The organism is Thainema salinarum CENA647, from assembly GCF_057732415.1.
The window spans coordinates 4,216,387-4,227,515 of record NZ_JBYJZJ010000022.1; the positions used below are offsets into that span (position 1 = coordinate 4,216,387).

Annotated in this window: 10 protein-coding genes; 6 read left to right on the forward strand and 4 right to left on the reverse strand. The window is 48.0% G+C overall.

The window, feature by feature from the left end; translation table 11 throughout:
• Positions 1–465 precede the first annotated feature (465 nt).
• From AC286M_RS25290 to AC286M_RS25305, 4 genes are all read left to right on the forward strand, one after another.
• Positions 466–672, forward strand: a complete 207-nt coding sequence (locus tag AC286M_RS25290; RefSeq protein WP_488207008.1) for a CAB/ELIP/HLIP family chlorophyll-binding protein — start codon at positions 466–468, stop codon at positions 670–672.
• A gap of 35 nt (positions 673–707) precedes the next feature.
• Complete coding sequence (gene pdxA / locus AC286M_RS25295) at positions 708–1,808, forward strand: 4-hydroxythreonine-4-phosphate dehydrogenase PdxA (RefSeq protein ID WP_488207009.1); 1,101 nt, start codon at positions 708–710, stop codon at positions 1,806–1,808.
• Positions 1,809–1,943: 135 nt separating this feature from the next.
• Positions 1,944–2,723, forward strand: coding sequence for a photosystem II electron transport protein, Sll1252 family (locus tag AC286M_RS25300; RefSeq protein WP_488207010.1), 780 nt, complete (start codon positions 1,944–1,946; stop codon positions 2,721–2,723).
• 48 nt (positions 2,724–2,771) lie between these two features.
• Positions 2,772–3,539 (forward strand): YebC/PmpR family DNA-binding transcriptional regulator, encoded by a 768-nt coding sequence (locus tag AC286M_RS25305; RefSeq protein ID WP_488207011.1) that lies wholly within the window; start codon positions 2,772–2,774, stop codon positions 3,537–3,539.
• A gap of 317 nt (positions 3,540–3,856) precedes the next feature.
• Here AC286M_RS25305 and pstB read toward each other — a convergent pair whose 3' ends face one another.
• From pstB to AC286M_RS25325, 4 genes are all read right to left on the reverse strand, one after another.
• Complete coding sequence (gene pstB / locus AC286M_RS25310; protein ID WP_488207012.1) at positions 3,857–4,663, reverse strand: phosphate ABC transporter ATP-binding protein PstB; 807 nt, start codon at positions 4,661–4,663, stop codon at positions 3,857–3,859.
• Between the two features lie 139 nt (positions 4,664–4,802).
• Positions 4,803–5,753 (reverse strand): phosphate ABC transporter permease PstA, encoded by a 951-nt coding sequence (gene pstA, locus AC286M_RS25315; protein ID WP_488207013.1) that lies wholly within the window; start codon positions 5,751–5,753, stop codon positions 4,803–4,805.
• Positions 5,753–6,685 (reverse strand): phosphate ABC transporter permease subunit PstC, encoded by a 933-nt coding sequence (pstC, locus tag AC286M_RS25320; RefSeq protein WP_488207014.1) that lies wholly within the window; start codon positions 6,683–6,685, stop codon positions 5,753–5,755. Before pstC ends, pstA begins: the two co-directional genes overlap by 1 nt.
• A 387-nt stretch (positions 6,686–7,072) precedes the next feature.
• A complete protein-coding gene (locus AC286M_RS25325) occupies positions 7,073–8,152 on the reverse strand; it encodes a PstS family phosphate ABC transporter substrate-binding protein (RefSeq protein ID WP_488207015.1) in 1,080 nt (359 codons plus the stop codon).
• Between the two features lie 465 nt (positions 8,153–8,617).
• Between AC286M_RS25325 and AC286M_RS25330 the strand changes: the two genes are divergently transcribed.
• Both AC286M_RS25330 and AC286M_RS25335 read left to right on the forward strand, forming a co-directional pair.
• Positions 8,618–9,652, forward strand: coding sequence for a UPF0104 family protein (locus AC286M_RS25330; protein WP_488207016.1), 1,035 nt, complete (start codon positions 8,618–8,620; stop codon positions 9,650–9,652).
• A 302-nt stretch (positions 9,653–9,954) separates the two neighbouring features.
• Positions 9,955–10,938: a glycosyltransferase family 2 protein gene (locus AC286M_RS25335; protein WP_488207017.1), complete on the forward strand. Its 984-nt coding sequence runs from the start codon at positions 9,955–9,957 to the stop codon at positions 10,936–10,938.
• Positions 10,939–11,129: the final 191 nt, after the last annotated feature.

Genomic DNA, 11,129 nt, shown 5'->3' on the forward strand with positions numbered 1-11,129 from the left:
AGCAGGAGCGATCCGTGTTGATTAAGCTAGTTAGTTGTACAGCTTTGCGTTGAAATTTATTTTCCGCAAAGAAATTAGGATATATACGGTTGGCACTTCCAACTTTATGGAACCTTTATCTATTTCATCTTTGAATGGTTATATGTAGAATTACTGAAGTCTTTGACAGTCAATGCTTTTTCGGTGGTGCTTTTATGGGGTTTAATTCCTCTGGCTTTACGGAAATTTAATCTATTAATCTTTAAATAGTTATCCACGGATTTAGCTGTGACCACTGTCTTTATGGCAAATCCATAGATTGCTTAGATTTTGTTCTTTCCCTTGCCAATCCAGACTTGGAAAAGCAACTTTGTCGTGATGTGGCAGTAAACACGCTTCGAGTTTTAATGCAAGCCCTAAGACGGCTGACAGAGGTAAAGCGAGTTCCACTATCATGGCTAAGGCAATGTAATTTAACCGAACACCATGATGTCTGAATCTCCTTCGACCGGAACCCAGATCACTACACCTGTTGGTGCACAACAACCTACGACCGAACTCGAACCGGGCTTTGGTTGGACCGCTTACGCCGAGCTAATCAACGGTCGCTTTGCCATGTTGGGCTTTGTGGGACTGTTGATCTTGGAATTCTTTACCCATCAGGACTTTTTTACCTGGGTGGGTTTGCGCTAGTGCTATTTCTTGCTAACTAACCACATTGAATGAGCATGTCTACTGTTATTGCTCCAGTTACTACTCAATCAAATACAAAAACGCGCTCTCAACTGGCGCTCACTCTCGGTGATCCGGCTGGAATTGGCCCAGAGATTGTGCTGAAGGCACTGGCTGATCCGACGATTCAGCAGGATTGCGAGATTACCGTTGTCGGCAGCGCTCAGTTACTTCAGCAACAGTATGAGCATTTGCGATCGCAAGGTGGCTTAGATCTGGCTGATCCGACCACGCTCAAGATTCTAGACATACCGCTGTCCGATGCAGAAACGGCAGGGCTGGAGCTGGGGACAGGAAACGCCGCTAGTGGAGCCGCTAGCTTTCACTATTTAGAAACCGCTGTAGATCGGACGCTGGCCGGAGAGTTTGCCGGAGTTGTGACTGCACCGATCGCGAAATCGGCTTGGAAAGCTGCGGGACATCTCTATCCAGGTCAGACTGAGCTGCTGGCTGAACGAGCAGATGTGACAGATTTCGGCATGTTCTTTGTGGCCCGTTCTCCCCATAGCGGCTGGAGCTTGAAAACGCTGCTGGCGACGACGCATATTCCCCTGCGAGAGGTGCCGGATGCGCTGACACCGGAACTGATGAGCCAAAAGCTGGACTTACTGATTCGGACGCTTCGACAAGATTTTGGGTTGGCTGAACCCCAAATTGCGATCGCAGGTTTGAATCCCCACAGTGGTGAACAGGGTCAGCTCGGTCGCGAAGAGATAGACTGGCTGACACCCTGGCTTCAAGAACAGCAGCAGCGCTATCCGCAGGTGACGCTAACGGGTTTAGTCCCACCAGATACTCTTTGGGTGCGGGCAGGACAGGCTTGGCATGGAACGCTGCCATCTACTCAAACATCTACTCAAGCAATGCCGGATGCCTATCTGGCGCTGTATCACGATCAGGGTTTGATTCCGGTGAAGCTGCTGGCATTTGATCAAGCGGTGAACACGACGATTGGCCTGCCGTTTATTCGGACTTCGCCAGATCACGGGACGGCGTTTGATATTGCGGGGCGCGGTATTGCGGATGCGACCAGCTTGAAAGCGGCGATTACCTTAGCTGCGGAGCTAGCCCAGACTCGTCAGCAAACTTCAGTCTAATGCCATATCTGGTAGGGGCAAATGGCCATTTGCCCCTACGTACCGTCATCTCCCTATTTCGGGGTTTGGTAGAGGTTATACGTTCTCGATACAATCGGGAACGGGACAGTTGTAAACAGGGATTGCAAAACCAGCATGTTGCCACGGGAAGATCTGCTCAAGGGAGTAGAAGATCGAGACAGTTTAAGCCGCGTGATTGATCAAGCCGAACAGGCGATTCGCACGTGGGAAGTCGTGGTGACGGATTTTTTATCGCCACCGCAGCAGTTTGAGGCTGAACAGGCTTTTTCGCGCCTAACGGAAGTTCAGCTTGTGTTTTGGGGTGGCTATCCCCAGGCGGAGCGAAAGCGACTTGCGATCGCACGTTCCGAATTACCGCTAGACACCGATCAGGTCAGCGTTACCGCCATCAGCCTCGACGGTAATTTCCTGTTTGACCCAGCCACCCATCGGGATTTTCTGGGTGCAACGCTGGGTACGGGAATTGTGCGGGAAAAAGTTGGCGATATTCTCGTCCTGGGCGACCGGGGGGCGCAGGCGATTGTGGTGCCGGAACTGGTGGAATACTTACAGATCAACCTGACGCAGGTGCGGTCGGTGCCTGTGAAAGTGCGTCCGATTCCGATGGATGAGCTGAAGGTGCAGGAGCCGCGCAAGAAGGAGATGACGACGGTGGAAGCGTCGATGCGGTTAGATGCGATCGCATCTGCCGGATTTGGCATGTCGCGCAGTAAAATGGCTGATCTCATTTCGGCGGGTGATGTGCGGGTGAACTGGAAGGAAATTACCCAGTCGAGTCATCAGGTACAGTCGGGCGATTTGGTCGCAATCCGGGGCCGAGGTCGGCTGGAAATTGGCGATGTAGCCGTCACGAAGAAGGAACGATTCCGCGTTAACTTGACTCGTTACATGTGATATCCGTTCAAGCCTCACTTTATTCAACGTTTCAGCGTTTTTAGACCAATGGCAGGACATAGTAAATGGGCCAATATCAAGCGTCAAAAGGCCCGTGTTGATGCAGTTAAGGGTAAAGTATTCGCTAAGATTTCCCGCGAAATTATTGTGGCGGCTCGCAGTGGTTTACCTGATCCAGAGGCTAATTTTCAGTTGCGAACCGCGATTGATAAAGCCAAGGCGGCGGGGGTGCCGAATGACAATATTGAACGTGCGATCGCAAAAGGATCGGGGCAGCTTGGGGCTGGCGATGAGCTAGAAAGTATTCGCTATGAAGGATACGGTGCTGGCGGCGTAGCGGTGCTAATTGAAGCACTAACTGACAACCGCAACCGCACAGCGGCTGACTTACGAGCCGCCTTTAGTAAAAACGGCGGCAATTTGGGCGAAACGGGCTGCGTGAGCTGGATGTTTGAGCAGAAGGGAGTGGTGAGCATCACCGGCCTGATTCAAAACGAAGACGCACTGCTAGAAGCCTCGCTAGAAGGAGGCGCAGAAACCTATGATCTGATCGAGGTAGATGAAACGGACGGGGCAGAAGTCTATTGTCAGCCGAGCGACTTGGAAACGTTGAGTAAGGCACTGAAAGCCAGTGGCTATCTGGTTAGTCAAGTTGAACTGCGCTGGATTCCGAGTAATTCTGTCGAAGTAACCGACACCGAGCAGGCGCGATCGCTAATCAAGATGATGGAGGCGCTAGAAGACTTAGACGATGTGCAGTCGGTGACGGCTAACTTTGAAATGTCAGATGATCTAATGGTTGCCAGCCTAGTTTGAGGGTTGTCGTCTCAGTAGTTGAGACAACCGCTGAAGGATCTGCTGTTTGCGGGATTCAGGAATCTTAGAAATCCCACCACGATGCAGCAGTTGTTCAGCAATTTTGGGTTCCAGAGCCATGATACAACTCCTGATTAATTGCGAAGATATCTCGACTTTAGTGATTAAAAGTAAAAAAAACGTAAAGTTGGCTCAAATTGTCATGAATTGGGTGAATCAACGTAACCACTAATAAAAGCTCTACTCCTGGATCGCTTTTAGATCGCTGAAGTAGAGCTTTCTTAATTCTCTATCTAGATTCACGGCAACATCCTAGATTAGCCGAATCGACCGGATACATAGTCTCTTGTGCGCTCTTCCTTGGGATTGCTGAAAATTGTTTCCGTATTATCATATTCCACAAGGTAGCCAACTTTACCACCTTTCTCTGTGGCCTCAGCGTTGAAAAAGGCTGTCCTGTCTGAGACGCGAGAGGCTTGCTGCATATTGTGGGTAACAATGACGATCGTATAATTTTGCTTCAGATCCTGCATCAATTCCTCAATTTTGAGCGTCGAGATTGGATCTAATGCTGAACAAGGCTCATCCATCAGAATCACTTCCGGCTCAATTGCGATCGCACGTGCAATACACAAACGCTGTTGCTGACCACCAGACAAGCCCAAGCCACTATCACCCAGCTTATCCTTCACCTCATCCCACAGGGCAGCACCCCGCAGCGACCGCTCAACCAGCTCATCCATATCGCCCCGATAGCCGTTGATCCGTGCTCCAAAAGCAATATTTTCATAGATAGACTTTGGAAATGGATTTGGCTTCTGAAACACCATTCCAATCCGCCGCCGAATGTCGACTGGATCAAACTGCTTGCTGTAAAGATCACGATCGTGAAACGTAATACGTCCTTCTACTCTTGCACTGGCGACCAGATCATTCATCCGGTTAAAACAGCGCAAGATGGTGCTTTTACCACAACCAGACGGACCAATAAAAGCCGTAATTTGGTTTTTATTAATATCAAGAAAAACGCTACGAACAGCTAGACTTGCGCCATAGTAAACCGAAACGTTTTCGGCTTTTAGCACTACCGTATCTGTAGCAACGGCATTAAGTTGTGAAGTCATAAATTACTTCCTCTTTAGTGGATCAACAGGAGGACAACGGATGGAAGGACAACGGATGGACAGTCAATCTGCCTCATTCAATAAGCAGTTGAAGATATGTCATATTGTTCGCGTTCCGGTTTGTAAACAAACGAGAATCTCACGAACGATTTGTTTGAAACTTATTACGCAAATAAATCGCAGTTGCATTCATGATTAACAACACAACCATCAGCACAATGATGGCGGCGGCTGAATTCACCTGAAATTCCTCCTGTGGGCGAGATGCCCAGTTGAAGATTTGGAGCGGTAAAACCGTGTAGTTGTCCCGTAAACTTTGCGGTAGAAACGGTACATAAACCGCTGCACCAACTGCAATTAGGGGTGCTGCTTCACCAATGGCCCGCGATAGCGCCAAAATCGTTCCTGTCATAATGCCAGGAAACGCCTGTGGCAAAATATGATTCCATACAACCTGCCAGCGAGTTGCGCCTAGAGCAAAGCCAGCCTGACGCAAACTGTCTGGAACAGCCTTTAGTGCTTCACGAGTTGCCACAATAATGATGGGTAAAATCAGCAGTGCCATAGTTAATCCACCTGACAACACGCTGTTACCACCTGTCAATGGCCGTAAAACATCCACAAAAACAAACAGGCCAAGCAGTCCATAAATAATCGATGGAACTGCTGCTAGGTTACTAATGTTGATTTCAATCAGCCGGGAATACCAGGAATCCGGCGCAAACTCTTCGAGGAAAATCCCCGATGCAACTCCAACTGGGAAAGATACTAGAGCTGTAATCAATAGCAGCCAAATTGTGCCAACTAAAGCAGACTTGATTCCAGCCTGCTCTGCTCTCCGCGAGGAAAAAGACCAGATGAATTCCCGTTCTCGAATAAATGGGATGCCACCGTCGTTACCCAGTAAGCGTGGCGCACCATCAAAAATGACATCAACTAACAGCACCACCAAAAGGAGTACTGCGAAGAATATAGCTAGCCACGTCAATGCTGCAAAAATCGAATCAAACCGATAGCGCCGTGACAGCGCGGGATTGAAGTTACCCGCCTTAGAATCTGCCAACTTTGAATCAGAATCCCAGGTGGTCATTATTCGTATTTCTCCTGGAAGCGACGAACAAACCAAAAACTGAAAGTATTCAGCATTAGCGTGATGACAAACAGAGTTGTACCCACAGCAAATAGAGTGATGTAAGCAATACTGCCAACTGGAGCATCACCTAGACTCACCTGCACAATAAATGCAGTCATGGTCATCACAGCGACCCGTGGATCGAGCGTCAGTAGCGGGCGCGCACCTGCTGCTAGCGTCACAATCATCGTTTCACCGATCGCGCGTGAAACGGCCAAAATAACAGAGGCCACAATGCCAGATAGCGCGGCAGGCAGTACAACGTTGATAATCACCTCACGCTTTGTTGCACCCAGCGCATAAGCACCCTGGCGCATGCTTTGTGGAACTGAATAGATGGCATCCTCACTCAGAGATGCAACCAGCGGCATGATGGCAATACCCAGCACTAACCCAGCGCTCAGAGAATTAAATGTTTCCAGACCGGGCACAATTGGCCTCAGTAACGGGGTTACAAACGTCAGCGCAAAGTAACCATATACAACTGACGGCACGCCCGCTAACACCTCTAATGTCGGTTTTAACCACTTACGAATCTTGGCTGGTGCATATTCACTCAGACAAATTGCTGCCAAAAGCCCGAAAGGTAGGGCCACCAACATTGCGATCACAGTTGTCATCAAAGTAGCGCTGATTAACACTAAGATGCCAAAGTGTTTATCTGCAAAGAGAGGTGTCCACTGTGTAGCTGTCAAAAATTCAAAAATAGATACCTGCTTAAAGAACTCAAGCGTTTCAAAAGCAAGTGTCAGAATAATTCCGACTGTGGTGACAACTGATACAAATGCCGCCAAACCAAACAGGTATTTGATAATATTCTCAGTTAATTTGCTGGCCTGACGATTGGGTTTCCATAAGGTGGACTGATCAAAGGAAGGGTTACTTGTCATGATCTGACGGATAAAACGACCCGAGCATATATACCATTTCTAATTGTTGGTGATGGACAGGGTTAGTTGTGCGATATACAGTCAGCACAATCCAACCTGCCTCTAAATTTTCGAAACCTGTATGGGCTTGGTATAAGCCGCTGATTTGGCAACCACTAATCTCAGGATAGATTGACACACCCAAAAGGTTGCTATAGATACTCCTACCTAAAAAATGAACCGAAGTAAAGAATATTGCAGGGCATTTATGCTCTACGTAAACTCAACTGAGTTCACTGGGAAATAAGCTATGCCCTGCAAATTAACCAATCACTGAGTCTTGAAAGACCGACAAAGATTTTGTAATCAAAGCCTCAGGTCTTCAATCCAATGAATCTAACGAGCCCATTACAGCACTTCACTGAGCTTGACACCTACTGTTGAGCCACCTGGGAAGGCGCTGCCAGTCTTGCGATCTTCTAGACGAGTTTGAGCCTTGCTGTAAATATCATCGGGCATTGCAACATAGCCTGTTTCTGATACGTAATCAGAGTTTGCCGGATCCATATAGAAGCTGATAAACTCCTGTACCTCAGGCCGCTCTAATGCTGCGGTGCTGACATAGATGAAAATTGGGCGAGCTAGAGGCTGGTATGTACCATCATTAACAGCGTCAGCACTGGGTGCAACACATCCTTCACCATTACTGGGATCTTCGTCATCAATGGCGACTGCTTTCAATGCGTCTTGGTTTTCTTCGTAGTAGGCATAGCCGAAGTAACCCAATGCCCCCGTATCGCCTTCGACTCCTTGAACTAGGACGTTATCATCCTCACTGGCAGTATAGTCACTGCGGCTTGCGCCTTCTTCGCCATTGACGGCATCAGTGAAGTAATCAAAGGTTCCTGAGTCTGTACCGGGGCCGTATAGAGGCATGGGTTGATCTGGAAAATCGGGGCGGACTTGATTCCAGTTACTAAGGGTTGAGTCAGGAGCCCAAATTGCTTGTAGCTCAGCAACGGTTAAACATTCAGCCCAATCATTTTCGGGATTCACGACAACAGATAGTGCATCGTATGCAACAGGTAGCTCTACAAATTCGACTCCTGCGTCTGCACAAGCCTGAATTTCTTCTTCTGAAATTGGGCGAGATGCGTTAGAAATATCTGTTTCGCCAGCACAAAACTTTTCGAATCCGCCACCTGTACCTGAAACTCCTACGGTAGTCCGAACGTCAGGATATAGGGCGCGAAATTCCTCGGCCATTGCTTCACTGATTGGAAATACTGTGCTAGAGCCGTCAACTGCAATACTACCGCTTAGGTCAGAACCACCACCAGAGTTGCTTGCTGTTTCTGTGGAAGCCCCAGTGTCTCCACTGCCATCGGTTGTGGCTGTGTCTTGGCCGCCACAGGCCCCGATTACGAATGCTAATGCAAGAGAGGAGGCCAATAGGCCAAAACGCTTAGAAGAAAATTTGGACAGCATACTACTTTTCCGTCTTGGGGTGTACTGATTTTACGTGCGTGTAAGCAAACAGGAAGGATTATATCGTTGTGACGTAAAGAGAAGGTTAAGCATCTTGTATCGCAGATTACAGAAGCTTGAGTCAATCTGTAGATTGGCCTCGCTAGTATCGGATGAACCCTTTCACCATCAAGCAAAGGCAGGATCGCAGGATCGTATACAAGACTGCACAAATAACCGCATTGCTTCGACTAACGGCTATGGTTGCCTTGCTGTTTCTATTGATATAAATTCTGGGCTTTGTGACTGAGAATGACGCGACGCTAAACAGTTTCAGCTATTCTGGGTTGAATGGGTGCCTAGATTCTCAACAGGAGGATATCTTCTCTCAGACTAGCTCGATCAGCTTCTATGTTCTGGCACATAGCCCAGCGTAAGCTGCCTCACTCCTCATCTGTATGTGAACAAATCGTGAGCAATTTCGATATGCCATCCGCTGTTCAACAATTCAAGCGCCTAATTTCTGCAACTAAGCCATACCTCCGGTGGGTTATTGCAGGTTTTACGATTTTCTTTGTTCTGTCTACGCTGCATCAAAACTGGCAAGAGGTGACCACGCTTGAAATTAGTCAGGCCGGATGGTTGGCTTTATTTGTAGCCTTTGGGGTCATTCTGTTTGCATTGATTTGGTCAGGCTGGGTGTGGAGTTGGATCTTCCTTGATTTTAATCAATTGGTGGGGGGAACGTGGAGCGTTCCTGTCTATGTCAAAACAAATTTAGCGAAGTATATTCCGGGCAACGTTTGGCATTTTTATGGTCGAATTACGGCGGCAAAGGCTGTGGGGATTCCGCTTGGGACATCAATGTTGAGTGTTCTCTTTGAACCAATGTTGATGGCTGCGGCTGCGCTATTGGTTGCCTCTAGTATTCACGCGAGCAAGATTGGCCTGTGGTATCTGGTCTCGATTGGCATCTTAGTCGGACTGCATCCCAAAATTGTTAATCATGTTCTTTTTTATCTAAAGCGGGTAAAAGAGCGGAAGTCGCCGATTCAGGGTGATTTCGACAACTTTATCCGACTTCACCGTTATCCTTGGCGTCCACTGTTGGGAGAAGTGGGCTTTATCGTGCTGCGGGGAGTAGGATTTTGTTTGATCTTTATTTCGCTGTATTCGGTTGAATGGGATCAGTTTCCTGTCTTGCTGGCTAGTTTTAGTTTGGCTTGGCTAGTCGGATTTATTGTGCCAGGTGCGCCGGGTGGAATTGGTGTATTTGAGGCCATATCGATTTGGTTGCTGAGGCCGATATTTCCCATTGGTACAATCTTAGGCGCGATCGCACTTCATCGATTTATCAGCGTCATGGCCGAGATTTGTGGTGCGGGTATAGTTTTCCTTGATGAATACTGGAATGACCGTACAACACAAATCTCATCTCAGATTCCAATTAACCCGATCAAGCGGCCTGATCTTTCCGCTGAATCACCTGACTCGGATAATCCCAATCGACCACTTCCCTGAGGCGAACTCTGTTCTGCCGTCATTCTGCTTTGTCCTTTGTAAGAAGGAGTTTGGGACGATCAGAGTTGATTACGTTTTGTCGAACTGATGCGATCGCATCCTTCTCGCATCAGTACTCTCGCAGCAATCTTCTACGTAATTGTTCCCGATCGGTCTACTAGTTATAGCTTAAGCATATAAAAACAATGTAATTTGGCAATGGGTGGACTTAAAGGAACTGTAATTTTACAGAGATTCTCCTTTGCAGGTCTGAAAGTTACATGCATATATAGGAGAAGTCTACCTACACAAGTTGTAATAGCATGCTGGCTCCTAATCTTATGCGGCCCGATATCTCGATTGTCGTTCCGATTTATAACGAAGTTGAAAGTATTCCACATCTTGTTGATGCGATCGCATCCAGTGTGCGAAACCAGAATATTAGTTACGAAATTGTCTGTGTAGATGACGGTTCATCCGATGGTTCAACGGAAGTGTTGCGCTCGATGGCACGGGAGCGGGATGACCTCCGAGCCATCCTGTTGCGGCGTAATTACGGTCAAACGCCTGCAATGGCGGCTGGATTTCAATACGCTCAGGGCAACATCATTGTCACAATGGACGGTGATTTGCAGAACGACCCAACCGACATTCCCCGCCTACTAGACAAGATTTATGAAGGTTACGATTTAGTTAGCGGCTGGCGCAAAGAGCGTCAGGACGATGCGTTGACGCGTCTGTTGCCTTCTAAAATTGCCAACTGGATTATTGGTCGCGTTACCGGCGTCAAGCTGCATGACTATGGCTGTTCTCTGAAAGCCTATCGTGCCGAACTCGTTGCAGACATGAATCTCTATGGAGAGCTACACCGCTTTTTGCCAGCGCTAGCCTTCATTGAAGGAGCAAGAATTACAGAAATGCCCGTGCGCCACCATGCCCGTCGATTTGGCAGCAGCAAATATGGCCTCGGTCGCACGTTCCGCGTGGTCATGGACTTGCTGACCATCTTCTTCATGAAGAAGTTTTTAACCCGTCCTATGCACGTCTTTGGTATTGCAGGTTTAGGATCGCTGGTGGTGGGTACGCTGATTGGTATTTATCTCACTATCCTCAAATTGGGCTTCGGCCAGTCGATTGGCGATCGCCCCTTACTGATCTTGGCCGTTTTGATGGTTGTAGCTGGTATCCAAATTTTCTGTTTTGGCTTACTGGCAGAATTGCTTATGCGGACCTATCACGAGTCCCAGAATCGCCCGATTTATCGCGTGCGTGAGGTGATTGAAGGTGTCCGGACATCTGTTAAGTAGCAGCTTGGTGGGCACATCTTGAGCAGCTACAGCATCCTATTGCAACAACCAACCTGACAGACACTAGATTTTCGCAGCTAACTGCTAATCTACCTGGAGAGCCTGGCGAGGACGTTGAACTCGCAGGCTCTTTTACTGCATTAATGGCGAATTGATAGCGATATTCAAGGTTCTAACCGTATCGTAAGGAG